Source organism: Streptomyces sp. NPDC034103, assembly GCF_055575395.1.
In genome coordinates, this window is the sequence record NZ_JBVISS010000020.1 from 121,970 (window position 1) to 147,169 (window position 25,200).

26 protein-coding genes and 3 pseudogenes are annotated in these 25,200 nt (G+C 72.1%); 13 read left to right on the forward strand and 16 right to left on the reverse strand.

Annotation, left to right across the window (positions count from 1 at the left end; genetic code table 11):
• The first annotated feature begins 1 nt into the window (after nt 1).
• Nucleotides 2-1,315, forward strand: coding sequence for an FtsX-like permease family protein (locus tag ACZ56U_RS35945; RefSeq protein ID WP_469088128.1), 1,314 nt, complete (start codon nt 2-4; stop codon nt 1,313-1,315).
• 77 nt (nt 1,316-1,392) lie between these two features.
• On the opposite strand, the gene ACZ56U_RS35950 is transcribed toward ACZ56U_RS35945, so the two are convergent.
• On the reverse strand, nt 1,393-1,968 hold the full coding sequence (locus ACZ56U_RS35950; RefSeq protein WP_469088129.1) for a dihydrofolate reductase family protein: 576 nt from the start codon (nt 1,966-1,968) through the stop codon (nt 1,393-1,395).
• A 181-nt stretch (nt 1,969-2,149) separates the two neighbouring features.
• On the opposite strand from ACZ56U_RS35950, the gene ACZ56U_RS35955 reads away from it, so the two are divergent.
• Both ACZ56U_RS35955 and ACZ56U_RS35960 read left to right on the forward strand, forming a co-directional pair.
• Nucleotides 2,150-3,007 (forward strand): AAA family ATPase, encoded by an 858-nt coding sequence (locus tag ACZ56U_RS35955; RefSeq protein ID WP_469088130.1) that lies wholly within the window; start codon nt 2,150-2,152, stop codon nt 3,005-3,007.
• Nucleotides 3,004-4,356, forward strand: a complete 1,353-nt coding sequence (locus ACZ56U_RS35960) for a vWA domain-containing protein (RefSeq protein WP_469088131.1) — start codon at nt 3,004-3,006, stop codon at nt 4,354-4,356. The genes ACZ56U_RS35955 and ACZ56U_RS35960 overlap by 4 nt, the downstream gene beginning before the upstream one ends.
• 77 nt (nt 4,357-4,433) lie before the next feature.
• Here ACZ56U_RS35960 and ACZ56U_RS35965 read toward each other — a convergent pair whose 3' ends face one another.
• From ACZ56U_RS35965 to ACZ56U_RS35980, 4 genes are all read right to left on the reverse strand, one after another.
• A complete protein-coding gene (locus tag ACZ56U_RS35965) occupies nt 4,434-4,793 on the reverse strand; it encodes a cupin domain-containing protein (RefSeq protein WP_469088132.1) in 360 nt (119 codons plus the stop codon).
• A gap of 139 nt (nt 4,794-4,932) precedes the next feature.
• Nucleotides 4,933-5,910, reverse strand: coding sequence for a pyridoxal-phosphate dependent enzyme (locus ACZ56U_RS35970; protein ID WP_469088133.1), 978 nt, complete (start codon nt 5,908-5,910; stop codon nt 4,933-4,935).
• 75 nt (nt 5,911-5,985) lie between these two features.
• Nucleotides 5,986-6,711 (reverse strand): helix-turn-helix transcriptional regulator, encoded by a 726-nt coding sequence (locus tag ACZ56U_RS35975; protein WP_469088134.1) that lies wholly within the window; start codon nt 6,709-6,711, stop codon nt 5,986-5,988.
• Between the two features lie 73 nt (nt 6,712-6,784).
• The gene (locus ACZ56U_RS35980; RefSeq protein WP_469088135.1) at nt 6,785-7,750 is read right to left on the reverse strand and encodes a pirin family protein; all 966 of its coding nucleotides are present in this window, start codon (nt 7,748-7,750) and stop codon (nt 6,785-6,787) included.
• Nucleotides 7,751-7,860: 110 nt separating this feature from the next.
• Between ACZ56U_RS35980 and ACZ56U_RS35985 the strand changes: the two genes are divergently transcribed.
• Genes ACZ56U_RS35985 through ACZ56U_RS35995 form a run of 3 tightly spaced genes read left to right on the forward strand, consistent with a single transcriptional unit; the run spans nt 7,861 to nt 9,235 of the window.
• Nucleotides 7,861-8,340 carry a MarR family winged helix-turn-helix transcriptional regulator gene (locus tag ACZ56U_RS35985; RefSeq protein WP_469088136.1) on the forward strand — a complete coding sequence of 160 codons (480 nt, stop codon included), beginning with the start codon at nt 7,861-7,863 and terminating at the stop codon, nt 8,338-8,340.
• Between the two features lie 8 nt (nt 8,341-8,348).
• A complete protein-coding gene (locus ACZ56U_RS35990; RefSeq protein WP_469088137.1) occupies nt 8,349-8,831 on the forward strand; it encodes a MarR family transcriptional regulator in 483 nt (160 codons plus the stop codon).
• A gap of 50 nt (nt 8,832-8,881) precedes the next feature.
• Entirely contained in the window at nt 8,882-9,235 is a 354-nt protein-coding gene (locus ACZ56U_RS35995; RefSeq protein WP_398835214.1) for a tetratricopeptide repeat protein, read from the forward strand.
• A 57-nt stretch (nt 9,236-9,292) separates the two neighbouring features.
• Here ACZ56U_RS35995 and ACZ56U_RS36000 read toward each other — a convergent pair whose 3' ends face one another.
• A complete protein-coding gene (locus ACZ56U_RS36000) occupies nt 9,293-10,690 on the reverse strand; it encodes a PepSY-associated TM helix domain-containing protein (protein WP_469088138.1) in 1,398 nt (465 codons plus the stop codon).
• A gap of 139 nt (nt 10,691-10,829) precedes the next feature.
• Between ACZ56U_RS36000 and ACZ56U_RS36005 the strand changes: the two genes are divergently transcribed.
• Complete coding sequence (locus tag ACZ56U_RS36005; RefSeq protein WP_469088139.1) at nt 10,830-11,480, forward strand: peptide deformylase; 651 nt, start codon at nt 10,830-10,832, stop codon at nt 11,478-11,480.
• A 165-nt stretch (nt 11,481-11,645) separates the two neighbouring features.
• Here ACZ56U_RS36005 and ACZ56U_RS36010 read toward each other — a convergent pair whose 3' ends face one another.
• Entirely contained in the window at nt 11,646-13,073 is a 1,428-nt protein-coding gene (locus ACZ56U_RS36010; RefSeq protein WP_469088140.1) for a dihydrolipoyl dehydrogenase family protein, read from the reverse strand.
• Between the two features lie 121 nt (nt 13,074-13,194).
• Between ACZ56U_RS36010 and trxA the strand changes: the two genes are divergently transcribed.
• Entirely contained in the window at nt 13,195-13,581 is a 387-nt protein-coding gene (gene trxA / locus ACZ56U_RS36015) for a thioredoxin (RefSeq protein WP_469088141.1), read from the forward strand.
• Nucleotides 13,582-13,606: 25 nt separating this feature from the next.
• Here trxA and ACZ56U_RS36020 read toward each other — a convergent pair whose 3' ends face one another.
• From ACZ56U_RS36020 to ACZ56U_RS36030, 3 genes are read right to left on the reverse strand one after another with little or no spacing between them, the layout of a single operon-like run.
• A complete protein-coding gene (locus ACZ56U_RS36020) occupies nt 13,607-14,785 on the reverse strand; it encodes a 4-hydroxybenzoate 3-monooxygenase (RefSeq protein ID WP_469088142.1) in 1,179 nt (392 codons plus the stop codon).
• Nucleotides 14,786-14,824: 39 nt separating this feature from the next.
• Entirely contained in the window at nt 14,825-15,859 is a 1,035-nt protein-coding gene (locus ACZ56U_RS36025) for a LacI family DNA-binding transcriptional regulator (protein ID WP_469088143.1), read from the reverse strand.
• 39 nt (nt 15,860-15,898) lie between these two features.
• Nucleotides 15,899-16,579, reverse strand: coding sequence for a TetR/AcrR family transcriptional regulator (locus ACZ56U_RS36030; RefSeq protein WP_469088144.1), 681 nt, complete (start codon nt 16,577-16,579; stop codon nt 15,899-15,901).
• Nucleotides 16,580-16,678: 99 nt separating this feature from the next.
• On the opposite strand from ACZ56U_RS36030, the gene ACZ56U_RS36035 reads away from it, so the two are divergent.
• Nucleotides 16,679-17,242, forward strand: coding sequence for an NAD(P)H-dependent oxidoreductase (locus tag ACZ56U_RS36035; protein ID WP_469088145.1), 564 nt, complete (start codon nt 16,679-16,681; stop codon nt 17,240-17,242).
• A gap of 89 nt (nt 17,243-17,331) precedes the next feature.
• Here ACZ56U_RS36035 and ACZ56U_RS36040 read toward each other — a convergent pair whose 3' ends face one another.
• A complete protein-coding gene (locus ACZ56U_RS36040) occupies nt 17,332-18,237 on the reverse strand; it encodes a LysR family transcriptional regulator (RefSeq protein ID WP_469088146.1) in 906 nt (301 codons plus the stop codon).
• A 240-nt stretch (nt 18,238-18,477) separates the two neighbouring features.
• On the opposite strand from ACZ56U_RS36040, the pseudogene ACZ56U_RS36045 reads away from it, so the two are divergent.
• A pseudogene (locus ACZ56U_RS36045) lies at nt 18,478-18,687 on the forward strand (hypothetical protein); the annotation flags it as partial.
• On the opposite strand, the gene ACZ56U_RS36050 reads toward ACZ56U_RS36045, so the two are convergent.
• Both ACZ56U_RS36050 and ACZ56U_RS36055 read right to left on the reverse strand, forming a co-directional pair.
• Nucleotides 18,663-19,544 carry an LLM class F420-dependent oxidoreductase gene (locus tag ACZ56U_RS36050; protein ID WP_469088147.1) on the reverse strand — a complete coding sequence of 294 codons (882 nt, stop codon included), beginning with the start codon at nt 19,542-19,544 and terminating at the stop codon, nt 18,663-18,665. The pseudogene ACZ56U_RS36045 and the gene ACZ56U_RS36050 overlap by 25 nt on opposite strands.
• A gap of 168 nt (nt 19,545-19,712) precedes the next feature.
• Nucleotides 19,713-20,675: a TerC family protein gene (locus tag ACZ56U_RS36055; RefSeq protein WP_469088148.1), complete on the reverse strand. Its 963-nt coding sequence runs from the start codon at nt 20,673-20,675 to the stop codon at nt 19,713-19,715.
• A 402-nt stretch (nt 20,676-21,077) separates the two neighbouring features.
• Here ACZ56U_RS36055 and ACZ56U_RS36060 point away from each other — a divergent pair, with 402 nt between their 5' ends.
• The 3 genes and pseudogenes from ACZ56U_RS36060 (at nt 21,078) to ACZ56U_RS36070 (ending at nt 22,643) form a co-directional block, all read left to right on the forward strand.
• Nucleotides 21,078-22,268 carry a CaiB/BaiF CoA transferase family protein gene (locus ACZ56U_RS36060; protein WP_469088149.1) on the forward strand — a complete coding sequence of 397 codons (1,191 nt, stop codon included), beginning with the start codon at nt 21,078-21,080 and terminating at the stop codon, nt 22,266-22,268.
• Between the two features lie 16 nt (nt 22,269-22,284).
• Nucleotides 22,285-22,389 (forward strand): annotated as a pseudogene (locus ACZ56U_RS36065) (hypothetical protein); the annotation flags it as partial.
• Nucleotides 22,390-22,532: 143 nt separating this feature from the next.
• Nucleotides 22,533-22,643, forward strand: coding sequence for a hypothetical protein (locus tag ACZ56U_RS36070; RefSeq protein WP_469088187.1), 111 nt, complete (start codon nt 22,533-22,535; stop codon nt 22,641-22,643).
• Between the two features lie 173 nt (nt 22,644-22,816).
• On the opposite strand, the gene ACZ56U_RS36075 is transcribed toward ACZ56U_RS36070, so the two are convergent.
• From ACZ56U_RS36075 to ACZ56U_RS36085, 3 genes and pseudogenes are all read right to left on the reverse strand, one after another.
• A complete protein-coding gene (locus ACZ56U_RS36075) occupies nt 22,817-23,389 on the reverse strand; it encodes a PadR family transcriptional regulator (RefSeq protein WP_469088150.1) in 573 nt (190 codons plus the stop codon).
• An 18-nt stretch (nt 23,390-23,407) separates the two neighbouring features.
• Nucleotides 23,408-24,211: an SGNH/GDSL hydrolase family protein gene (locus ACZ56U_RS36080; protein ID WP_469088151.1), complete on the reverse strand. Its 804-nt coding sequence runs from the start codon at nt 24,209-24,211 to the stop codon at nt 23,408-23,410.
• Between the two features lie 472 nt (nt 24,212-24,683).
• Nucleotides 24,684-25,142, reverse strand: a pseudogene (locus tag ACZ56U_RS36085) (SRPBCC family protein); the annotation flags it as partial.
• Between the last annotated feature and the right edge of the window lie 58 nt (nt 25,143-25,200).

A 25,200-nucleotide genomic window follows, 5' to 3' on the forward strand; every position in this document is an offset into this window, starting at 1 on the left:
GATGCTCGTACTGGCCCTGCGGTCGATCCGGCGACGGCCCGGACGGTTCCTCGCGACGCTGCTGTCGGCCTTCCTGGGCGCGGCGATCATCATGACGTTCAACTCGCTGCACGACACGGCCGGGCGGAGCGGCGTCGACTCGGTGAGCGCGGGCACGCTGACGACGGCGGCGAGCGTGGTCGGCGGGTACGGCTCGTTGCTGGTGTTCTTCGCCGTGGCCTCCACCCTCACGGTGAACGTGCGCCGGCGCGCCGGCGAACTGGAGCTGCTGCGCTGCTCGGGGGCGACCCCGGCGCAGCTCAGGCGGATGGTCGTCGGTGAGGCGCTGGCCGTCGCGCTGGCCGGTGTGGTGCTGGCCGTCGGCCCGGCGGTGCTCGGCGGGCGGGCGCTGCTGGGGGTGTTCCACGACAGCGGCCAGGTGGCGGACACGGTCGATCACGTCTTCGGCCCGATCGCGCTGGTGTCGGGTCTCGCCATCACGCTGTCGGCGTCGGTGGGCGCCGCGTTCCTCGCGCTGCGGCGGGTGACGCGTGGCGCTCGGCGACGAGGCGACCGGGCGCGGCGGTTCCTGACGTACGCCGCTCTGGTGGCCGGTGCCGTGTCGGCGTGCTCCACTTTCGCCTTCTCCGCCACGGACGAGGCGCTGATGGCACCGCCGGCGTACGGGGCGATCCTGCTGTCGGTGGGGTTCGCGCTGCTGGCGCCGCGGTTGCTTCAGGGGGTGCTCGACCGGCTGCGGCTGTCGGGAGCGGCGGGGTGGCTGGCCGTGCGCAACCTGCGGGAGCGGGCCGGGGAACTCGCCGGGATCCTGATGTCGCTGATCCTGTTCACGGCGGTGTCGACGGTGACGCTCACCGTGCAGACCGTGGAGAGCGACGCCGTCGAGGCCTCGGGACTGGTGAAGTCGGTGGATGCCAAGAACCTGGAGACGCTGAACTTCACGGTCGTCGGGATCATCGTGGTGTTCGTGTGCGTGATGCTGGTCAACTCGCTGTACGCGGCGACCAGTTATCGCAGCCGGGAGTTCGGGCAGCAGCGGCTAGCCGGGGCGACGCCGGGCCAGGTGCTCGGGGTGGTCGGGGCCGAGACGCTGGTCCTGACGGTCACCGGGGTGTTCCTCGGGACCGTGGCCGCGCTGGCGGGCGTCGTCCCGTTCACCGTGGTCCGCACCGATGCCGTGCTGCCGGATCAGGCCTTCGGCGTCTGGCTCGCGGTGGTGTCGGTGGCCGCCGCGGTGACGCTGGGGACGAGCCTGGCGACGGCACGGAAGGTGCTGCGGACCCCGGCGACGGACGCGGTGGCGCTCGCCTCCTGACGAATGGCCTGACGAGCGGCCCGACAAGCGGGATGTGCGAGGAGGGGCGGCCGTTCCAGCGGCCGCCCCTGTCGTTCTCAGGACGCGGAGGGGCGCGCCACGCGGTAGCGGAGGTAGACCACCCTCGAACGGAAGGCCCGGGTCTCGACGCGTTCGAGGTCCACCCGGCGTTCGCCCCCGGGGAAGAACGGGATGCCGCCGCCGACCAGCACGGGGTAGATCCTCGGCCGGTACTCGTCGATCAGGTCCGCCGCGGCCGCCTGGGCGGCGAGGGTGGCCCCGCCGACCGCGATGTCGCCCTCCCCCGGCTCGGCTCGCAGCCGCTCGATCTCCTCCGCGAGGCTGCCGGACGCCAGGCGGGCGTTGCCGCGCACCTCGGAGAGCGTGGTGGAGAACACCACCTTGGGCAGCCCGTTCCAGAGCGCGGCCCACTCGAGCTGCGCCTCGTCGAGCGAGGGGTCCTGCTCGGCGTTCTCCCAGTACAGCATCGTCTCGTACAGCCGTCGCCCCAGCAGGTAGACGCCGACGCCGCGGGTCTCGTCGATGTGGGACCGGAAGACCTCGTCGTCGGGGCCTCCCCAGTCGAAGCCGCCGTCCGGTCCGACGATGTAGCCGTCGAGCGAGATGCTCATCGAATAGGTCACGCTGCGCATGCGGGTCCTCCTCGGTGCCGGGTTCGCCACTATGACCGCCGGGCGCCCCGCAACTCATCGTGACTCCCCGAACGAGGTCTCTTACGTCCCGGAACGCGTCGGAATCAGGGGTGACAGGGATGCTGAACAAGCGCTTAGATAGGTCGACTGTCCTCGCCGATACCGCCGCCTGGAGGCACTGTTGTTCACTTCCGTCGACGACGTCTCCGCGCGCCTGGCCGCGACCGGATACCTCGCCTCGCCCGCCGTCGCCACGACCGTCTTCCTGGCCGCCCGGCTCGGCAAGCCGCTCCTGGTGGAGGGCCCCGCCGGGGTCGGCAAGACGGAGCTCGCCAAGGCCGTCGCGCAGGTCGCCGGGGCCGAGCTGGTGCGCCTTCAGTGCTACGAGGGTGTCGACGAGTCGCGGGCGCTGTACGAGTGGAACCACGCCAAGCAACTGCTGCGCATCAGCGCGGGCCGCGACGAGACATGGGACGAGACGCGCACCGACATCTTCAGCGAGGAGTTCCTGCTCCCCCGCCCGCTGCTGACGGCCATCCGGGGCGACGACCCGAAGGTCCTGCTGATCGACGAGACCGACAAGGCCGACGTCGAGGTGGAGGGCCTGCTCCTTGAGGTGCTGAGCGACTTCCAGGTCACGGTGCCCGAACTCGGCACGATCACCGCCACCCGCCGTCCGTTCGTCGTCCTCACCTCCAACGCCAGCCGCGAGCTGTCCGAGGCCCTGCGCCGCCGCTGCCTGTTCCTCCACATCGGCTTCCCCGAGGAGGAGTTGGAGCGCCGGATCGTCGCGCTGAAGGTGCCCGGGCTCGACGCCGCGCTCGCCGCGTCGGTGGTCCGGGTGGTGGGCGCGTTGCGCGCGATGGACCTGCGCAAGGTCCCCTCGGTCGCGGAGACCGTCGACTGGGCGCACACCCTCCTCGCGCTCGGCGCCGACACCCTCGACGAGAGCGTGGTGCGCGACACCCTGGGGGTGCTCCTCAAGCACCAGGACGACATCCTCAAGGCGGCCGCGAAACTCGACCTGGACGCCCTGTGAGCACGTCGGTCGCCGAGCGGCTCACCTCGCTCGTCGCCGCGCTGCGCGCCCACGGCATCCGTGTCGGCACCGGCGAGACCCTGGACGCGGCCCAGGCGGTGGAGGTTCTCGGTCTCGCGGACCGGGAGCTGCTGCGCGAGGGCCTGGCGGCGACGCTGCTGCACGGCACCGCCCAACGGCCGGTGTTCGACCCGGTCTTCGACCTGTACTTCCCCCGCGCCGTCGGCGCACCCGAGGCCGGCCCCGCCGACCGCGACGACCTGCGGGACCGGCTCGCGGCGGCCCTGGCCGCGGGCGACGAGGCGCTGCTGGCCCGGTTGGCGGTCGAGGCCGTCGACGGCTTCGGCGGCTACGGTGCCTCCCCGGCGTCGGACGGCTGGTCGTCGTACCAGACCCTCGACCGCGTCCGCCCGCAGACGCTGCTCGCCCGGGTCCGCGCCGACGTCCGCGCGCAGGGCGGGAGTTCGGGGTTCGCGGACCGGCTGCTGGACGACGAGATCCGCCGCCGGATCGAGACCTTCCGCGCCCTGGTGGCCGGTGAGGCGCGGCGCCGGGTCGCCGAACGGCGCGGCCGGGACGAGATCGCCCGGCGCGCGGTGGCGCCGACGGCCGACCGGGTGGACTTCCTGTTCGCGGGCAGGGACCAACTGGCCGAGCTGCGCAGGACGGTTCAGCCGCTGGCCCGCAAGCTGGCCACCCGGCTGGCGGCCCGTCGCCGCCGCGCCACCCGGGGCACGATCGATCTACGGCGGACCCTGCGCGGCTCGTTGTCGACCGGCGGGGTGCCGATGCGGCCGGTGCTCCGCAGGCGCCGTCCCGTCCGGCCCGAACTGGTGCTGCTGTGCGATGTGTCGGGCTCGGTGTCCGGTTTCTCCGACTTCACGATGCTGCTGGTGCAGGCGCTGCACGACCAGTTCAGCAAGGTCCGCGTGTTCGCCTTCGTCAACCGCGTCGACGAGGTGTCCCGGCTGCTGGTGCACGGTACCGCCGACGCGGCCGGACTCGGCGCCCGCATCCAGTCGCAGGCGGAGCTCACGGGCTGGCACGGCAGCAGCGACTACGGCGTCGCGCTGGGCGAGTTCGCGGAGCGCTACGCCGACGCGGTCGGCCCGCGCACCACCGTGTTCGTCCTCGGCGACGCCCGTACGAACATGAGCGACCCGAACCTCGCGGCCGTCCGGCAGATCTCCGAACGGGCCCGCCGTGTCTACTGGTTGAACCCCGAGCAGCGCACCCAGTGGGGCACCGGGGACTCCGCGGCGCCGGAGTACGCCGGCCTCGTGGAGATGTACGAGTGCCGCAACGTCCGGCAGCTGGGCGCGCTGGTGGGACGGCTGCTGCCGATCTGAACGGTGCCGCGCCGGCGTATGGACGCGGTGACGTCGACCGATCCGGCCGCAGCCGAGCAGGCCCAAGTGGCAAGCGGTCAGTCGGGCTTGGCGAACTCCCTCGCCGTCTGTCCCTGGAAGTCGTAGAGGATGACCTGCTCGTCCCCCACCACCCAGGCGTCATGTCCGGGCGAGGCGACGAAGACGTCACCCGGTCCCACCTCGGCCTCGCCGCCGTCGTCCATGCGGATGTGCATACGACCTTGCAGGATGTAGCCGTTGTGGTGCATCTGGCAGCTGTCGGTGCCCGCGAGCGGGCCCACGGACTCGGACCAGCGCCAGCCCGGCTCCATCGTTCCCACGGCGAAGTCGAGGTCCGTCATGTGGACGGCTTCCAGGTGGCCGCGAGGGAAATCGCGCCGCTCGTCCGGCTTGTCGAGCGTCTTCACTTCCAGCATGACGCACTCCCTTCCGGCCGCGCCGACCGCGACCGGGGCCGGACCTCCCGGTGGTCCTGTGCACCACCGTCAGCGGTCGGCCCTTACCACTCCATCGTCCGCCCGGCCACCCGGCACCGCCATTCGACGGACCCCTGGCTCAGGGGCGCTCCCCGCAGAGCTCGGCGAAGCGCGCGGCGTCGATGTTGCCGCCGGAGACGATCACTCCGACCCGCCCCGACAGCTCCCCCACCCGGCCGGACAGCAAGGCCGCCAGCGGGGTGGCACCGCTCGGCTCGACGACGATCTTCAGGTGCTCGAAGGCGAACCGCATCGCGTCCCGGATCTCGTCGTCGGTGACCAGCGCGATCGCGTCGACGAGCCGCCGGTTCACGGAGAACGTCAGCTCACCGGGCGTGGGCAGTGCCTGGCCGTCGGCGATGGTGCGCGGCACGGGGACGGTGACGCGCCGACCGGCCTCCAAGGACCGCTTGGTGTCGTCCCCGGCCTCGGGCTCGACCCCGACGATCCGGATGCCGGGGTACAGCCCCTTGGCGACCGTGGCACTCCCGGCGATCAGCCCGCCACCGCCCACGGGCGTCAGCAGCGCGTCCAACTCACCGACGTCCTCCAGGAGTTCAAGCGCGGCGGTGCCCTGTCCCGCCATGACGTGCGGATGCTCGTAGGGCGGGATGACGGCGAGCCCCCGCTCGGCGGCCAGGGCTTCGGCGAGCGCCACGCGGTCGCCGGTGTAGCGGTCGTACGTCACGATCTCGGCGCCGTAACCGGCGGTGGCCTCCCGCTTGGAGCGCGGGGCGTCCTCGGGCATGACGATCACCGCGGTGCTGCCGAGTTCACGGGCGGCCAGGGCGACGGCCTGGGCATGGTTGCCGGAGGAGTACGCGACGATGCCCCGGGTCAGTTGCCCGGGAGTCAGCCGGGAGGCCGCGTGGTAGGCCCCGCGGAACTTGAAGGCGCCCATGCGCTGGAAGTTCTCGCACTTCAGGAGCACCTCGGCACCGACGCGGGCGTCGAGGGTGCGGGAGCGGAGCACGGGGGTGCGGTGCGCGACCCCCTTGAGCCGCTGGGCCGCGTCGCGGACGTCGTCGAGGGTGACGGGCGGGGGCGAGGTGGTCACTGGGGTTCCTCCGTCGGGAGTCGGCATCGGATGCGTGCCTCGGTGGTCGGCACGGGCGCCCGCGTTCGGCGGTTCTCACTCGGCGTGGGCGTCCGCGACCGCGGTCCCGTCCAGGGGGGTGTCCGAGCCGGTGGGCGCGTTCGAGCCCTCGGTCGTGGCGCGGGACCGGGAGAGGTAGTGGTAGGCGGAGGCGCGGGAGATGCCGAGGCGGGCGGCGACCTGTTCGACGGCTCGGCGCACGGCGAAGACGCCGCGGTCGTCGAGGCTGCGGAACAGTTCCAGGCGCCCGGCGCGGTCGAGGGCGCCCCACGGCTGGTGGCGGTGCGTGTCGAGGATGACATCGACGACCGAGTCGATGTCGTCGCCGAAGGTGGTCACGGGCAGTTCGGCGGGGGCGGCGGCGATCCCGGCCAGGGCGCCGAGCAGGGCGTGCGCCTCGCTCGCGGCGGTGACGTCGAGGTTGACGCACAGGGCGCCGAAGACCGCGCCCGTGGAGTCCCGCAGCACCATCGTGGAGGACTTGACCGTCTTCCCGGTCCCGGTGCGCGTGAGGTAGTTGAGCTCGTCGGCCGCCCCGTCCCCGCGTGCGACGATCCGCAGGCCGATCTCGCTCATCGCCCCGCCGACCGCGCGCCCGGTCACCGAGCCGGCGAGGGCGACGACGGAGTTCTCGGGGTCCCGGTAGTCATGCAGGACCACCTCGCACACGGGGCCGAACGTCGCCACCAGCCCGTCCACGACAGGCGTCAACGCGGCGACGATCGCGTCCCGCTCCGCTTCCAGATCCGGTCCGGACGGCATGCCGCACCCTCCCCGCTCGCATTCCCGGCGACCAGGGTATCTGGACCAGTGGTCCAGAGTCTAGACGTACGGTCTAGCGCGTCCGACCCCGCGGCTTCAGGGGCAACGGCGGCAGCTCCGGAGCCGGCAGGGGCGCGCCGCCGTAGCCCTTCACCTCACCGAAGCGGCTTCCGGTCATCCAGTCGCTACGGGCCTGCTCGATCTCCTCCTGGGACCGCCCGATCCAGTTCCAGAACATGATCAGTTCCTCCTCGAAGGGCTCACCGCCCAGGAGCATCAGCGAGGCGTCCGACGCGGCGCGCAGCGGGAGTTCGGTGCGGCCGCAGCCGAGGTAGAGCATGGAGCCGGGCAGGACCGGGACGCCGTCCACATGGGCCTCGCCGGACATGGACAGCACGGCGTACTCGAAGTCCGGCTCCAGGGGGAGACGTACGTCCGCGCCGTCGGTGAGGGTCAGGTCGGCGCCGACGATCGGGGTGTACGTCGTGCCGGGCGAGGTCGCTCCGTCGAGGTGGCCGAGGATCAGCGTGGCGGTCACACCTGGCGCGGTGACGAGGGGCAGCTCGGCGTGGTGCTCGAAGCGCGGGTCGGTGTGACGGTGGCTGTCGGGAAGGGCGACCCACAGCTGGGCGCCGTGCAGGAAGCGGGCGTGCGACTTCGGGCTCTCCTCGGAGTGGCTGATGGCCCGCCCGGAGGTCATCAGGCCCAGCTCGCGCGGGCGGATGGTCTGGAGGCTGCCGGTCGAGTCGCGGTGCAGCACCTCGCCCTGGTGCAGCCAGCTGACCGTCTGCAGGCCCATGTGCGGATGCGGCGGCACCTGCATGCCGGGCTCGTCGGCGATGTCGTCGGGGCCGTAGTGGTCGACGAAGCACCAGGCGCCGACCATGCGGCGCCCCAGGTTGGGCAGCAGCCGGCGGACCTCGGTGGCTTCGCCGAGCCTGACGGTGCGGGGGCTGAGGAGTTCGCGCACGGGTTCGGCCACCACGAAGCCGCGGCCGCCGCACAGGGCGGGAGCCGGCTCGCGATCAAGATTGCTCATGGCGCCCAACCTAGCCCCGCCGACGAGATCCCGTCAGTCCGTCCCCATGGCCGTCGCGAGGAGCCGGAATATAGTAGCCATGTACATAATAGCTATGTACCGTATCTGTCATGAGCAACGGTTCCGAGAAGGCGACACCCGGTTTCCTGGTGTGGCGGCTGTCGATGAAATGGCGCACCGCGGTGGACCGCGCACTGGCCCCGCTGGGCCTCACCCACGCGCAGTACTCGCTGGTGGCGTCCCTGTACGGCATGCAGCGCGAGGGCGCGCGCCCCAGCCAGCGCCGCCTCGCCGACCACACCGGACTCGAGCCGCTCTACGTCTCCAAGCTGGCCCGCTCACTGGAGACCGCGGGCCTTCTGGAGCGCACCCGGGATCCGCGCGACCCCCGCGCCGTGCAGCTGGCCCTCACCGAGGAGGGCCGCGTCTCGACCCGGCGGGCCATCCAGGTCGTCCAGGGACTGCTGGAGCAGTTGCTGGCACCGCTCGGCGGTCTCGACAGCCCCCGCACCCGGGAGTTCAGCCGCGAACTCGCGACCCTGCTCGACGCACCTCTCGACCCGCTCGCCGACGCCGGCGAGTCCGACTAGGAGCAGCCATGACCACCACCACCGCACCCCTGCTCAACCCCCGGACCATAGCCCTGGCCCACTACGCCGCCCGCGCGGTTCTCGAACAGGTGCTGGCCCGCCACGGGGTGACGTTCCAGCAGTCCGTCACCCTCCGCCCGGTCGCCGTCGCCGACGGCCCGATCGGGCGGGACGCGCTCGTGGGCAGCGTGGTCGGCTCGTTGAAGATCGACGCCGCCGAGGCGCACGCTGGGGTCGACGAGTTGATCTCCGCGGGGCTCCTGGCCCCCGAGGAGCCGTCCCTGATCCGGATGACGCGGGCCGGGCGCGAGCTGTACGACCGGACGACCACCGAGGCCGCCCCCCTCACCGCCCGCGTCTACGCCGACATCCCGGCGGAGGACCTGGCCACGGCCGGACGGGTACTGACCCTGATCACCGAGCGGGCCGACGCCGAACTGGCCGCCCTCACCGACTCGGCGGCCGCCACCACCACACCCTCCACCGAGTAGTGGAATATTGAACAACCCTTCCCCGTTGACGGCGTCGAAGGAGGTCACGAGTGGAGACGACGTACTACGACCACGGAACGCCGGCGGAGCGCTGGGAGCGCGCGCTGATGTTCTTCGACGCCAAGGACTACACCGCCGCGGCGCGTGTCCTGGACGGGCTGGTCGAGGAGGTGCCGGAGCAGACCGGGCCGCGGCTGCTGCTGGCGCGCTCCTACTACCACTCGGCCCAACTGCGGCGCGCCGAGACCCAGTTGCGCCTCATCGTGGAGCGCGACCCGGTCGAGCAGTACGCGCGTCTGATGCTGGGCCGCACCCTGGAACGGCAGGGCCGCGGCGAGGAGGCCGAGCCGCACCTGCGCCTCGCCTCCGCACTCGCGGGTGACTTCGACCTCGACGAGCGCTGAGCACCACGACAGGGGCCCGGTTCCGTGACGGAACCGGGCCCCCGCGCCGTCGTACGGTCAGGCCGCCGCGGCGGAGCGCTTGCCCCTGCGGTGGTCGATCTCCCCGAGGACCACGTCCAGGACGAGGAACGCGGCCAGCGGGATGCCGAGCAGCGGGACGTAGTAGCCGAGGGCGGCGACGGCCGCCACGCACGGCAGCAGGATCCGCGCCGGTACCTTCTGCCAGGCCCCGCGCGGGATCGGGCGGCCGAAGGCGGAGCCGCGGCCGCGCTGCCACCACATCCGGTAGCCCCACACGATCAGCAGGATCAGGGAGAGCGCGAGCAGCATCAGGGCGATCTGGTTGACCAGCCCGAAGAGGGTGCCGGTGTGCAGGTCGATGCCCCAGCGGGTCAGCTTGGCGAGGACCGGGTAGTCGGCGAACCGCAGCACGTCGGTGACCTCCCCGGTGGTGGGGTCGATCGCCACCGAGTCCTGCTTCTCCGGCCAGCTGCGCTGCACCTGCTTCACGACGTACGTCGACGAGGCGTCCGCGGGCGGGACGATCTCGACCGGGTCGCCGAGCCCCTCGGCCCGGGCCGCCGCGAGCACCTTGTCGAGGCCGACGCCGTGCTCGGCGTCCCCGGCCGATGCGGACGCGCCGTGCCCGGAGTGGTCGCCGCCCGCGGCCGCGGAGACCGAGGGGGTGGACTGGCCCAGCTCGCTGCGCAGGACGTCGATGTTGGCACCGGCGTAGGTGGACCAGGTCAGACCCGTCACCGACAGGAAGAGGAACCCGGCGGCGGCCCACGCGCCGACCCCGCCGTGCAGGCCGAGGGTGCGGCGCCGCCCGCTGGTGCCGCGCAGCTTGCGCCGGGCCCGGCGGCGGGTGAACCACAGCACCAGGCCGGCGCTCGCTATCACCCACAGCCAGCTCGCGGCGAACTCGCTGTAGAGGCGTCCGGTCTCACCGAGGTGCAGGTTGCGGTGCAGTTCCGAGATCCAGGTGCGCAGCGGCAGCGCGCCGGTGGAGCCGTACTGCTCCAGGGCGCCCTCCACCTTGGCGGTGTAGGGGTCGACGAAGACGGCGAGGGTGTGGTCGGCGTCGACGCCCTCGACGCCGGAGAGCAGGACCCGGGTGGTCGCGTCGGCCTGCGGGGAGGGGCGGACCGCGGCGACGGTGCCCTCGGGGTGGGCCTCGCGGGCGGCGTCGACCTGCTGGGAGATGGGCAGCTTGGCGTCGCCGACCTCCGAGACGGTCATCTCGTCGGCGTAGAGGATCTTCTCGGCCTGGAAGGAGGCGGCGTACAGCAGTCCGGTGCAGGCGGCCACGAGCAGGAACGGCGCGACGAACAGCCCGGCGTAGAAGTGCAGGCGCAGCACCAGCGGGCGCAGGGGCGCCCAACTGCTGCGTGACGGCTTCGGATCGACGGCTTTCGGGGCCTCGTCCGTGGTCGTCGTGAGAGCGGAGGTCATCGGCGGTTCTTCTCCGGGGCAGGGGACGGTTCTCGGCGGTACCGGTCCAGTAGTCGGGCGAGGAGGCCGCCGAGTTCCCGGCGTCGGAAGTGGCCTGCGTCACACAGGGGCGGAGTGGGGTGCATGGCATCCTGACGCGATGGCAACTCCCCGTCATCACACGCCCCTTGCGGAACTGGTCGAGGAACTCCTGGCGGCCGGGGGACCGCTGCCGATCGTCGCGGCCGGCGAGCCGGTGCTGCGGCGCGGCACCGAGCCGTTCGAGGGACAGCTGGACGCGGCGCTGCTGGCCCGGTTCGTCGAGGCACTGCGCGTCACCATGCACGCGGCACCCGGCGTGGGTCTGGCCGCGCCGCAGGTCGGTGTCCCCTTGCGGATCGCGGTGATCGAGGACCCGGCGCCGGTGCCGGAGGAGATCCGGCTGGCGCGCGGCCGGGTGCCGCTGCCGTTCCGGGTGCTGGTCAATCCGGTGTACGAGCCCGTGGGTGCCGCGCGTGCCGCGTTCTTCGAGGGCTGTCTGAGTGTGCCGGGCTGGCAGGCGGTCGTGGCCCGGCACGCCGAGGTGCGGCTGCGGGGCGAGGACGAGCACGGGCGAGAAGTGGACGAGGTGTTCGCCGGCTGGCCGGCGCGGATCGTGCAGCACGAGACCGACCATCTCGACGGGACGCTCTACCTCGACCGGGCGGAGCCGCGGTCCCTGTCGTCGAGTCAGGCGATGGCGGAGCGCTGGGCGCAGCCGACGCCGGAGCGGGCCGCCGAGTCCCTGGGCTTCGAGCTGCCCGGGCAGTGAGGCGAAGGCGCCGGCACCGGCGCCTTCCCTGTCTCCCCCGGCGGCCGCGTCTCGTGACGGCGCCGCGCCCGGACCGTGCCCTGCCGCGGCCCGCTGCCCGCTGCCGGCGTCCGAGAAGGACCCGTGGCACGAGGAACCACCCCGAGCTCCTCGTGCCCGCGTGCGTCAGTTGTCCCGGTAGCTCTCCAGCAGCCGCAGCCAGACCTCGCTGATCGTCGGATAGGACGGCACGGCGTGCCAGAGCCTGCTGATCGGGACCTCGCCCGCGACGGCGACGGTGGCGGAGTGGATGAGCTCCCCCACCCCCGGGCCGACGAACGTGACCCCGAGGAGGATCTCGCGCTCCAGGTCGACCACCATGCGGGCGCGCCCGCGGTAGCCGTCGCCGTACAGGCTCGCGCCGGCCACGTTCGCGAGGTCGTAGTCGACCGCGCGGACCCGGTGGCCGGCCTGTTCGGCCTCCGCCAGAGAGAGACCGACAGAGGCGGCCTCCGGGTCGGTGAAGACGACCTGGGGAACCGCCGAGTGGTCGGCGGTCGCGGCGTGCGCGCCCCAGGCGTCGGTCTCCAGCAGGGGGGTGCCGGAAGCGCGGGCGGCGATGGCGGCGCCCGCGATCCGGGCCTGGTACTTGCCCTGGTGGGTGAGAAGGGCGCGGTGGTTGACGTCGCCGACCGCGTAGAGCCAGTCGCTGCCGGTCACGCGGAGGCTGTCGTCGACCTCCAGCCAGGAGCCGGGTTCGATGCCGACGGTGTCCAGACCGATGTCGTCGGTGCGCGGGGCGCGGCCGGTGGCGAAGAGGATCTCGTCGGCCTCGATACGCTCCCCCGCGTCGGTGACGACCACCACGGCGCCGTTCTCGCGGGTCACCGACTCGACCGCGGTGCCGGTGCGCACGTCAACGCCCGCCTCGCTGAGGGCCTCGTGGATCAGCTCGCCGACGAAGGGCTCCATGCGGTTGAGCAGGCCCTTGCCTCGGACCAGGAGGGTGACCCGGGAGCCCAGGGCCTGCCAGGCGGTGGCCATCTCGGTGGCGACCACGCCGCCGCCGACCACGACCAGGCGGCCGGGCGCGGCCTTGGCGCTGGTGGCCTCCCTGCTGGTCCAGGGCTTGACGGTGTCGAGTCCGGGCAGGTCGGGCAGGACGGCGCGGGTGCCGGTGCAGACGGCGACGGCGTGCCGGGCGGTGAGGACCGTGTCGCCCACGGTGACCGTGCGGGGGCCGGTGAGGCGGCCGTGGCCGCGGTAGAGGTCGGCGCCGACGCCCTCGATCCACCGGACCTGGCCGTCGTCCTTCCAGTGGGAGGTGAACTCGTCCCGGCGGGCGAGGACCGCGGCCGCGTCGAGGGGGCCTTGCACAGCGGGTGCGAGGCCGGGCAGGCGTCGGGCGTCGGCCTGGGCGATCACCGGGCGCAGCAGGGCCTTGCTGGGCATACAGGCCCAGTAGGAGCACTCACCGCCGACCAGCTCGCTCTCCACGACCGCGGTGGAGAGACCGGCCGCACGGGTGCGGTCGGCGACGTTCTCCCCCACGGGCCCGGCACCGAGCACCACTACGTCGTAGGTGCTGTACACAGTGGATTCCGTTTCCGTCATGGGGTCAGTCTGGTGGGTGGTGTGCGCTCGGGCCACATGGGTACGCGCGCGGAATACCCACTAGGTCCGCCGTGTTTGTTCCGACGGCTTCGCCCCGACATCAGGAAGAGGGATTCACGCCATGAGCAAGACCGTGGAACTCACCAAGGAGAACTTCGACCAGACGGTCACGGACAACGACTTCGTCCTGATCGACTTCTGGGCGTCCTGGTGCGGGCCGTGCCGTCAGTTCGCGCCCGTCTACGACAAGGCCGCCGAGGAGAACCCCGACCTGGTCTTCGGCAAGGTCGACACCGAGGCGCAGCCGGAACTGGCCGCCGCTTTCGGCATCCAGTCGATTCCCACGCTGATGATCGTCCGTGACCGGGTGGCGGTGTTCGCGCAGCCGGGCGCGCTGCCGGAGGCGGCGCTGGCGGATGTCATCGGGCAGGCCCGGAACCTGGACATGGACGAGGTCCGCAAGTCGGTCGCCGAGCAGCAGGCCAACGCCGAGCAGGACGGCCAGTAGGCACAAGGGACGTGGCCTGGAGGGCTCACCACTCCAGGGGAAGTCCCGTGTAGTTGGCGGCCAGTTCGGCGGCGGCGTGCCGGGACGCGGTGATCCGGCGGAGCCGGGCGAGCTGGAGGCGGTGCTCGAAGGGGTCGGCGTCGGGCCGGGTGTGCAGCATGGTCGTCATGTCGTACGAGAACCGGGTGGCCTGCCAGACGCGGGCGAGGCTCGCCCGCGGGTAGGTGTCCAGGAGCCGTTCGGAGCCGGTGCGGTGCAGTTCGGTGAAGGCACGGCCGAGGAGGCAGACGTCGGACACGGCGAGGTTGAGGCCCTTGGCGCCGGTCGGCGGGACGATGTGGGCGGCGTCGCCGGCGAGCAGGAGCCGGCCGTGCCGCATGGGTTCGTGGACGTGACTGCGCATCGGGGTCACGGACTTGGCGGTGATCGGGCCGCGGCCGAGGTTCCAGTCGGCGTCGATGGCGAAGCGGGCGGCGAGTTCGTCCCAGATACGCTCGTCCCCCCAGTCGGCCGGATCGGTGCCGTTGGGGACCTGGAGGTACAGCCGCGACACCCGGGGCGAGCGCATGCTGTGCAGGGCGAAGCCCCGCTCGCCACGGGCGTAGATCAACTCGTCGCAGGACGGGGCGACATCGGCGAGGATGCCGAGCCAGGAGTACGGATAGTCGTGCTCGTACGTCCGGCTGATCGCGGCCGGGACGGCGGTGCGGGAGATGCCGTGGAAGCCGTCGCAGCCCACCACCCAGTCGCAGCTCAGCGTCTGCTCGCTCCCCTCGTGCACGAACCGCACAAGGGGTGTGTCCGACTCCGGTCTCTCGACGGCGAGCGCCTCGGCCTCGAACAACAGCGGTGGGTCGTCGGCAAGTTGGAGGGCGACGAGGTCCTTGACGATCTCGGTCTGGGCGTAGATCGTGACGGTGCGGCCGCCGGTGAGGGCCGGGAAGTCGATGTGGTGCCGTTCCCGGTCGAAGCGCAGTTCGATGCCCTGGTGGACCAGTCCCTCCGCGTCCAGACGCCGGGCCGCGCCGCAGGCGCGCAGGGCGTCGACCGTGCCCTGCTCCAGCATCCCGGCGCGCTGGCGCTGTTCGACGTACTCCCGGGTCCTCGCCTCCAGCACGACGCAGGCGATGCCCGCGCGGTGCAGCAGACGGGCCAGGAGCAGTCCGGCGGGGCCGCCGCCGATGATGCCGACCGTCGTGCGCATCGCACGCCTCCCCTGGGTGACAGCCTGGGGCACAGGCTCTCAGCTGGAGTCGCGGGGCACCACCGTGGCCGCGAGGACCTTGTGCGTCTCGGGAGCGGCGCCGGGGTCGCGCACCGCCCGGTCGACGAGCTCGGCGAGGTCGCGGCCGGAGGGCAGGTCCAGGTGGACCGTGCTCAGCCGGGGCCGCAGGAGGCGGCCCAGCATCAGGTCGTCGGCGCCGATCAGCGCCGTCTCGCCGGGCACGTCGATGCCCTGGTCCTGGAGGGCGCGCAGCAGCAGCATCGCGTATTCGTCGTTGTAGGCGAACACGCCGTCGAGGCCGAGTGTGCGCCAGCGGGCGGCGAGCCGGGCGCCGGCCTCCTCGGTGCAGGCCAGGGGGAGGCGGGTGACGGTGGCGTCGGTGCCGCTGAGGGCGTTGCGTACGCCCGCCAGGCGGGGCAGGGAGAAGGCCTCGAGGCCCGTCTCCTCGGGGACAACCACGCCGATGCGGCGCCGGCCGCGCTCGTAGAGGTGGGTGGCGGCGCGGTGGCCGACGGCCTCGTGGTCCATGAGCAGGGCGTGGGCGCCCTCGACGGTCTCGGGGCCGAGGGTGACCACAGCCCGGGCGCCGGAGCGCTTGAGGATCGCGACGCCGTTGGGACCGAGCCCGGCGCCGGGCACCAGGACGGCGACCGGGCGCAGTTCGGCCCAGGCGCGGGCGGCCTCGTCGCCCTGGAGTCCGACGCTGCCGTGCTGGACGACGGTGTAGTCGAGGCGGCTGAGGGCCCACTGGAGTTCGCTGATGAACTGGCCGTAGAGCTGACCGACGGGGACGGTCGGGGCGGGCATCAGGACCAGGCGGCTGTGTCCGGCGCGCAGGCTGCGGGCGGCCGCGTGCGGCACGTACCCGAGTTCTTTGGCGGCCTCGTGGACCCGGCGGCGGGTGGGCTCGCTGATCCTGACGGCACTGGTGTTGTTGAGGACGTAGGAGACGGTCGCGCGCGAGACGCCGGCCAGCCGGGCCACATCGGCGCTCGTGGGCACGGAGCGCGGTGCGGGCGACGCGGGGGCGGGCGTTTTCGGTATCTGCACCATGACGTCTGGCATCTTCGCAGAGCCGGTGCGAGCCGCCCCTCAGCGGGTCGCCGCGGTGCCCGTCACACGGGCCACCAGATCGACCCAGCCGTCCTCCAGCCGTTTCATCGGCATCCCGCACTCCCTGGTCAGGTGGTGGATCAGGGCGGGGTCGAGGTATCCCAGCAGCGACCGCGCCAGCAGTTCGCAGTCGGCGTCCGGCACGATCTGGCGCAGCAGGACCGTGACGTGCAGGGCGAGCGCGCGGTGCGAGGGATGGGAGAACCGGCGGGTGGGCTCCGGCTCGGCGGCGAGCTGGAGGTCCAGCTGTTCGTCCGAGCGGTACAGCAGCGCCACGCCGAACGCCCGCAGCCGCTCCAGCGGCGGTGCCCCGGGACCCAGGGGCGGCGGGCCGGCGAGGAGGTCCTCCTGAAGCTTCCTCGCCGAGTGGTCGAGGAGCGCCATCAGCAGGCCGGTGCGGTCGCCGAAGCGGCGGAAGACGGTGCCCTTGCCGACCTGGGCCGCGGCGGCCACCGCCTCCATGGTGACCCCTGCGGCGCCGTGCTCGGCGATCAGCCGGGCGGCGGCCTCCAGCAGCCGGGCCCGGTTGCGCGCGGCGTCGGCGCGCAGGCAGGGCTCGTCACCGGACGGGCCGAGCTGGAGCAATTCGGCCTCGCCCGAGGGGCCCTGAGGCCTGGGAAGGGGCGGCAGAGAGGCGGGCATGAAGACAGCGTAAAGCATCAGGAATGAAACTGGACCGCGGTCCGGTTAGAGTGATAGAACGTAAACGGACCTCGGTCCGGATATCTGACGGCAGTGTTTCAGCATCTTGGAGTTCGTATGTCTGTTCGCATCCTTGCGCTCGTCGGCAGCCTTCGGGCCGGTTCGCACAACCGCCAGCTGGCCGAGGCGGCCGTCAAGTTCGCCCCCGAGGGTGCGACGGTCGAGGTCTACGAGGGCCTGGCCGACATCCCCTTCTACAACGAGGACATCGACGTCGAAGGCAGCGTCCCGCCCGCGGCCGCCAAGCTGCGTGCGGCCGCCCAGGCCGCCGACGGCTTCCTGTTCTTCTCCCCCGAGTACAACGGCACCATCCCGGCCGTCCTGAAGAACGCCATCGACTGGCTGTCGCGCCCGTACGGCGCCGGCGCCTTCGGTGGCAAGCCGGCCGCCGTGGTCGGCACCGCCTTCGGCCAGTTCGGTGGCGTCTGGGCCCAGGACGAGACCCGCAAGTCGCTCGGCATCGCCGGTGCCACGGTCCTGGAGGACGTCAAGCTCTCCATCCCCGGCTCCGTGGTCCGCTTCGCCGAGACCCACCCGGCCGACGACGCCGAGGTCGCCGAGCAGCTCACCGAGGTCATCGCCCGGCTGCACGGTCACGCCGGCGAGACCGTCGCCGCCTGAGGCGTCACCTCACGGTGAGGGGCTGGAGCTCATCGAGCTCCGGCCCCTTCCGCCTGTCCTGAGACAGCTCAGACGCAACGACCTCTCGTTCAGGCCACCGCGCCCGGCGCCAGCTCGCGCAGCTCCGTCAACGCGGCCTCGACGGCGGGGCGTTCCCGTCCCCCGCGGCGCGTGCAGGTGAGCAGCTTGCGGTGCGGGTCGCCCGTGCACGGGACGCGGATGATGGCCAGGTGCGGGGCGAGCTGGGCCAGCCGTGGGATGAGCGCGACGCCGAGCCGGTGGGCGACGAGTTGGGCGGTGACGTTCCAGTCCACGGCCTGGTGGACCACGGCGGGGCTGAACCCGGCCTCCCCGCAGGCCGACACGATGTGCGTATGGCAGGGACTGTCCGGCATGGGGGCGATCCAGTCCTCCTGCGCCGCGTCCGAGAGGTCGACGCGCTTCCTGCCGGCCAGCGGGTGACCGGTGGGTACGACCAGGTCGAACGGGTCGTTCAGAAGCGGCTGTTGGTCGAAGCGGGCGTCGTTCAGCGGCGGGTTGTGCGGGGTGGCCTCCACGATGGCGAGGTCCGCCTCGCCCTCGAAGAGCAGGTCGAAGCTCGTCGGCACGTCCGCCTCCTGGATGTGTACGGCCAGGCGCGGATGCCGTTCCTGCAGCCGGACGGCCATCGGCGCCAGCAGCACCGAGATCGCCACCGGGTATCCGCAGACCCGCAACGGCCCCGCGGGGGCGCCCTGTTCGGCGCGAAGGTCGAGCTCGGCCTGTTCCCAGCGGGCCTGGATGGCGTCGGCGTGCGCGAGCAGGCTCTCGGCGGCCGGGGTGAGACGGACGCCCCGGCCCTGGGGTTCGAGGAGTGCCACGTCGAGGTCGCGGGCGAGCTGACGGATCTGCTGCGAGGCGGCGGACGGGGTGAAGTGCAGGGCGCGGGCGGCCGCGGTCACCGTGCCGTAGTGCGCGACCGCGCGCAGGACGTGAAGCCGGCGGAGGTCAATCATGAAGCCCACGCTTCAAGGTCAGGTCCGGAAAGTCAACCTGGACGTGCACGGTGGCGGCGACGCACCCTGGAGGTGTCGCGACGGTCAACCAGCCACGGCGTACGAGGAGTTCAGATGACCAGCCCGACCAGCCGGACCGGCACACCCGGGACGACCGGCACACCCGGGACGACCGGCACACCCGGGACGACCGGCACACCCGGGACGACCGGCACACCCGGAACGACCGGCGCACCCGGGACGACCGGGTCCGCCTGCCCGCACTGCGGGTGGCCGGACGGCGCCGAGCCCTTCCAGGTGGTGTCCCGGCACGCCACCGCGGCGGGTCGCACGGTGTGGACCCGCTGCGGCTGCGGTTCGCTCCAGGTCCGCGTGGTCGACGACCGCGGGATGCGGATCGTCTCCCGCAGCGGGCCCGCCGCCCCTCAGCCCAGTCCCGCCAGCCGCTGAACCGCCGGGGCCGCGAACCGCTCGATGAACCGCGCTGGCTCCCCCGTGCGCGGGGACAGGATCACGGTGTCGATGCCGAGTTCGGCGTACCCGGTGATGTCCTTGGTGAAGGCGTCGAGGTCGCCCGTGGCGAGCGGTTCCCCGGAGTAGGCGACCGTCTTGCGGATCGTGTCGTAGTCACGGCCCTCGGTGTCGCAGTGGCCGCGCAGGACGTCCAGCTTGTGCGCGACCTCCTCGGGAGTGGTGGTGAAGAGGTTGCACGCGTCGCCGTACCGGGCGACGAGGCGGAGCGTCTTCTTCTCGCCGCCACCGCCGATCATGATCTCGGGGCGCGGATCACTGACCGGCGCCGGGACGCAGAGGGTCTCGGCGAGCCGGTAGTGCGTGCCCTCGAACGGGCCGTCGTCGTCCGGGTCCCACATCTGGAGGCAGATCCGCAGGGTCTCCTCCAGCCGCTCGAAGCGTTCCGCGACCGGCGGGAACGGCACCCCGAGACCCGCGTGCTCCCGGTCGTACCAAGCGGCGCCGATCCCGAGGGTGGCCCGGCCGCCGGACAGCACGTCGAGCGTGGTGGCGATCTTGGCGAGCAGCCCGGGGTGACGGTAGGTCACGCCGGTGACCAGGGCGCCGAGCTGGACCGTCGAGGTGCGGCCGGCGAGATAGCCGAGGGTCGTGTAGGCCTCCAGCATGGGGTCCTCGGCCCGGTCGTTGAACTCCATCTGGAAGTAGTGGTCCATGACCGACAGCCAGCCGAGCCCGGCGGCTTCGGCGGCGGCACCCGCGGCGCCGAGCTCGGCGGCGAGCGCGGGGCCCCCTCCGGGGTGGTCGAACCGGTTGATGTGTACGCCCACGCGCATGGTCGTCTCCGTTCACCAGGGCCTCATCGACCCTGGTGACGCTAGATCTTCGAGCGCTCTCGAAGTCAAGAGGCGCCACCGCGCCACCGCGCGAGCCCAGACACCACCACCGCGCGAGCCTCGGGCCGCCGCCGTACTGACGGCCCCGGACCGCCGCCGTACGGTCCGCTAGGCGGCCCGCTCCGCCTCCCGCTGCCTCTTGGTGGCCCGCAGGCTCGTGAACGTGGTGACGGCGAGGACCAGCACGATGAAGCCCAGCGAGAACGGGATGCTGATCTCCGGCACGTGGACGCCGGACTCGTGCAGCGCGTGCAGCACCAGCTTGACGCCGATGAAGCCGAGGATGATCGACAGGCCGTAGCTGAGGTGGACCAGCCGCTCCAGCAGGCCGCCGATGAGGAAGTACAGCTGGCGCAGACCCATCAGCGCGAACGCGTTCGCCGTGAAGACGATGTACGGGTCCTCGGTGAGGCCGTAGATGGCGGGGATCGAGTCGAGCGCGAAGAGGACGTCGGTGGAGCCGATCGCCAGCATGACGACCAGCATCGGGGTCATGACCCGCTTGCCGTTCTCCTCGATCCACAGCTTGGTGCCGTGGTAGCGGTCGGCCACGCCGAAGCGCCGCTCGACCATCTTCAGCAGCTTGTTCTCCTGGTACTCCTCCTCGTGGCTCCCCTTGCGGGCGTCCTGGACGAGCTTCCAGGCGGTCCAGATCAGGAAGGCGCCGAAGAGGTAGAAGACCCAGGAGAACGTGGAGATGATCGCCGCGCCGGCCGCGATGAAGGCGGCGCGCAGCACCAGGGCCATCAGGACGCCGACCATCAGGACGCGCTGCTGGTACTGGGAGGGCACCGCGAACTTCGCCATGATCAGCACGAAGACGAAGAGGTTGTCGACACTCAGCGACTTCTCGGTGATGAACCCGGCGAAGAACTCGCCGCCCGGCTTCGCGCCGCCGAAGACCAGCAGGCCGATGCCGAAGAGACAGGCCAGCACGACCCAGACGGCCGTCCAGATGCCGGCTTCCTTGATCGACACGTCGTGGGGCTTGCGGCCGATGAAGAAGTCGACGGCGACGAGCGCGCACAGCGCGGCCACCGTCAGCAGCCAGACGGACACGGACACGTTCACTTGTTACTCCTGGTACTGGTGGGCCTCACAGCGTTCTCTCATGTCCTGACATCCTTCCACCTACGGAAGGTGAACAAAGAGTGAGGACATGGCAAGGCCACCGGGTCCGCCGCGCCCCACCCGCCGAACGGCGGGCAGGTTCCGCCGGACGGCGGCGCCCCGGACAGCGGTCGCCCGGTCGTAGGCGCGGCCCCCGGACCGGACCGCCTGGCCTGATCACGCGCGGTGGCGAGGGAGGGCCGGGTCTCCCCACCGGCGACGGCCCGCACGCGGCGCGTCCTCGACGCCCACCTCCGGCCGGTGCAAAGGGGAACGCCCCGGCTGGACGGCCCGCCCCCGGTACGCACGAATGACCTGGATCACTTTGACGAGCCCGCTGATGTGGCCGTACGAATAGGCCGTATGAGCGTCCCGCAGTCACCCTTGTCCGGGATCACGGTCGTCAGCCTGGAGCAGGCGGTGGCCGCTCCCTACGCCACCCGGCAGTTGGCCGACCTCGGCGCCCGTGTCATCAAGGTGGAGCGACCGGGCGGCGGGGACTTCGCCCGCCGGTACGACACGACGGTGCACGGTCACTCCAGCTATTTCGTCTGGCTGAACCGCTCCAAGGAATCCCTCACCCTGGACCTCAAGGACCCGCGCGGCCTGGAGATCCTGCACCAACTCCTGGACGGCGCCGACGTCTTCGTGCAGAACCTCGCCCCCGGCGCGGTCGACCGCCTCGGCCTCGACACCGCGGCGCTCACCGGACGCCGGCCCCGGCTCATCCCGTGCACGATCTCCGGCTACGGCACCGACGGACCGTGGGCCGACCGCAAGTCGTACGACCTGCTGGTGCAGTGCCAGACCGGCCTGGTGTCACTGACCGGCACCCCGGAGGAGACCGCCCGGGTCGGGATCTCCGTCGCCGACATCGCCGCCGGGATGTACGCCTACAGCGGAGTCCTCACCGCCCTCTACACACGCGCCACCACCGGCAGGGCCCATCCGGTGGAGGTCTCCCTGTTCGAGGCGCTGGCCGAGTGGATGGGCCAGCCCGCCAACTACACCCGCTACGGCGGCAGTCAGCCCCCGCGTCTGGGCACCCAGCACGCCACCATCGCGCCCTACGGCACCTTCACCGCCGCCGACGGCAACGACGTGCTGTTCTCCATCCAGAACGAGCGCGAATGGGCCGTGCTGTGCGCGCGGTTCCTCGGCGACGCCGGGCTCACCGACGACCCGCGCTTCGCCACCGGCTCCGACCGGGTCGCCCACCGCGATGAGGTGAACGTCCTCGTCGCCGAGCGCTGCGCCCGCTCCGACGCCGCGGAGATCCTCAAGGACCTGGAGGCGATGGGCATCGCCTGCGCCGGGGTCAACGACGTCGCCGCGTTCCTCGACCATCCCGTGCTGGCCGCCCGGGGCCGCTGGCGCGAGGTGGGCGTGCCGGGCGGCACCGTGGAGGCCCTGCTGCCACCGGCCGACCTCGCGGGTCTGCCCGCGCGCATGGACCCCGTACCGGCGGTCGGCGAGCACACCGACGCCATCCTCACCGCACTCGGCCACAGCCGCGACGACATCGAGGCGCTCCGCACCGACGGCGTCGTCTGATCGCGGGGTGCCGACGATGCTCGAACAACCCCAGCGGGAGAGCACCTGCCTGAAGCTCGCCCGCGAGCTGCGCACCGCGATCCTGCGGCACGACTACCCCGAGGGCGTACGGCTGCCGACGGAGGCCCAACTGGCCGAGGAGCGCGGCATCAGCCGGCAGACCGTGCGCCGCGGCCTGAACACCGACCGTGTGCACCGGTCGCGGAGGCCACCCCCGAACTCGCGGGGCACCTCTGCTGCGAGCCGGGCCGCGCGCTGCTGCGCATCGACCGGGTGTACCAGTCGGACGCCGGACAGCTCGTCGAGCTGGCGATCAGCCACTTCCTGCCCGAGCGCTACTCGTACCGCGTACGGCTGCGGCGCAGCGGCCGATGACGCCGTATGCCGAACTGTCGAAACGTCCGAAGAGGACCAACCGCCGCGAGTCTGAGGATCCTTGTCATGGCGAGGACGCCATGAGCAGGTCGGCGGAGTACCTGCCCACCGCTGCGGCTCAGCAGTTCACCGGCCCGGCAGCGCAGCGTCCGTTGTTCTTCGAGCCGGTGGCGTCAGGTCTCGTCGGCGGTGCGGGACCGCTGGGCGAGCCTCTTCAGGGCGGTCTCGCCCCACTGGAGGTTCGACCGTTCGAAGGCCATGCCGCCGAGGAGGGTGAGATAGGGGCCGATGCGCTCGGCCTCGGCGAAGTACTCGTCCTCGGTGCGGCCGGCCAGCATGCGCTCCCGCATCCGTTCGTAGCGGGCCAGCTTGGCGGTGGACCGTTCCACCCGTTCGACGATCGCGGTGCGTACGGCGTCGGTGTCGCCGATGTCGACGCACTGGACCTTGACCATCAGCTCGTCCCGGATGGCCGTCGGCTTCGCGGGCACCTCGGCGATGTAGTCGCGCAGGACCTCCAGGCCGGCCTCGGTGAGGGAGAACAGGCGTTTGTTGGGGCGGCGCTCCTGCTGGACGACGCGGGCGGAGACGAGACCGTCGGCCTCCATGCGCTCCAGTTCGCGGTACAGCTGCTGCGGGGTGGCCATCCAGAAGTTGGCGACGGAGGCCTCGAAGCCCTTGGCGAGGTCGTATCCGGAGGCCTCGCCCTCCAGGAGGGCGGCCATCACCGCGTTGCGCAGAGCCATGGGCCCCAACCTAATTGATTACTCAAGGTGAGAGGTACCGGCGGGCAGGAGCACCGGAAGCAGTTCGGGGCGCTTGGCCTGCCGATCGTCGCCGGACGACCGGCCTCGGACCCGTCGCAGGAGCCAGGGCCCGAGGAAGGAACCGGCCCAGCGCAGCTCGTCGCCGATAGCGCGCAGGCCTGAGGCGGTTCGCCGGTCGGCGGGCAGGGGCAGGGTCCAGCTGTCGTCGCCACCCGGCAGTGCGAGGGCCTCGGCCACCGCGGCGGCGATCCGGGCGTGGCCGAGCGGACTGGCGTGCAGCCGGTCCGGGCTCCACAGACGCGGGTCGGTCACGACCGGGTGATGGGAGGTCTCGGCGACCACGACGCCGTGCCGTGCCGCCGCCCGGCGGATGCGGTCGTTGAGGGCGAGCACGCGGGGGCGCAGTGGTCGCGCCAGCGGGGTGATCCGGGCTACGTCCGGGAAGGTCACCGTGGCCACCCGCGTGCCCCGCGCGGTGAGCGCGGCGAACATCGCCTCCAGGTGTCCGGCCACCTCGTCGGCGTCGAAGCCCGACCGCAGCAGGTCGTTGACGCCGGCGACGACGGTGGCGAGGTGAGGCTCCAACGCCAGGGCGGGCGCGAGCTGTTCGGCCCGCACCTGTCCGGCGAGACGGCCCCGGACGGCGAGGTTGGCGTAGAGGACCTCCGGGGTGCCCTGGGCGAGTTGCTCGGCGAGCCGGTCCGCCCAGCCGCGCAGTCCCCGCACGTCGTCGCCGTCGCCGCAGCCCTCGGTCTGGCTGTCGCCGAGGGCGACGTATCTCAGGGGACCGCTCTCCGCCATGCCCGACCGCCTCACTTGGACAAGGAGTCACCTACTCACTTTGTTGAGTATAACGTCACGGCTCGGGGCGCCATGCCGCCGAATTCATGGACCTGTCGATTTTCAAACCCTCAGCGCTCCGGAGGGCCCCGGGCGTCGGCCGAAGAGCCCGCCATGCGCGACGATGCCGACGCCCGGCTCTCGAGCCGGGACCGCCTCGTCCTCAGGCACACCGAGCCGAGATGCGGCGCGGCCGTCGTCCGTTTCGCGCCCCAGACGCGAGCCGCCCCGGGCGGACCGCTGATGTGCGGATCCACCCGGGGCGTTCATGTCCCTGGCGTGCTCGAGCGTGTCAGATGAGCGGCGTGCCGCCCGTGCCACCGGCGCCACCGGTGTTGCCCGTGCCGCCGAAGCCACCGGTACTGCCAGTGCCACCGGTGCTGCCAGAGCCTCCGATGCCACCGATGCCCGGGGTGCCGCCGAGGCCACCGGCCTCGTCGGGGCGGATGCGGCCGCGCCAGGCGCCCGTCTCGCCGCCCTGCTGCTCGATGTACTCCTTGAAGCGGCGCATGTCGCCCTTGACCCGACGGTCGAGCACTCCGAGCATGTCGGCGCTCTTCTCGGCGAGACCGCTGGGCTCGACGTCCATGGTGAGTTCCACGCGCGTGTGCGTGTCGTCCAGCCGCTGGAACCGGACCGTGCCGCGCTGCTGGACGTCGCCCTCGACGACCCGCCAGGTGATGCGGTCGTCCGGCAGCTGGTCGACGATCTCGGTGTCGAACTCCCGGCGCACACCACCGATCTTGGTCGTCCAGTGGTTGTGCTTGTCGTCGACCTGTCGCACCTCCTCGACGCCTTCCATGAAGCGCGGGAACTCCTCGAACTGAGTCCACTGGTTGTAGGCGGTGTGGACGGGGACCTCGACGTCCACCGATTCCTTGACGGTGCTCATCAGTCGTCCTCCTCACTGCTTGTGGTGGCGGCCGGGTACCCGGCGGAGCGGGGTCAAG